Annotated in this window: 1 protein-coding gene; it reads left to right on the top strand. The window is 42.5% G+C overall.

All coding sequences use genetic code 11. The features are described 5' to 3' along the window. On the top strand, positions 1-301 hold a 301-nt coding region (locus tag AC1M9P_RS14660), incomplete at both ends, for a GA-like domain-containing protein (RefSeq protein WP_481588096.1).

Below are 301 nucleotides of genomic sequence, written 5' to 3'. Positions count from 1 at the left end.
GTAGAGGCAATTGCTGCTAAAAATGGTGTGATCAGTCCAGCAACGCAAGCTCAATTACAAGCGATCAAAGATCAATTAGATGCGTTGAAAGATACAGCACAAGGCTTGGTAGATGCATTACCTGCATCAGCAGCTAAAGATGATCTAGATGCTCGTTTAGATGCTCTAGATACAGCTTTACCAGTAATTAATGATTTAAATGGTGATGGTGTTGTTGATGCTGCCGAAGCTGCGATTGCAGCAGCAACACAAGCGGTTCAAACTGCAGAAGCTAAGCATGATGAATTGGTAGAGGCAATTG

This window comes from Acinetobacter sp. 25-47-122, assembly GCF_056779695.1.
The sequence above is the reverse complement of the archived record's forward strand: the minus strand, read 5'-3'. Positions and strand labels throughout refer to the sequence as shown.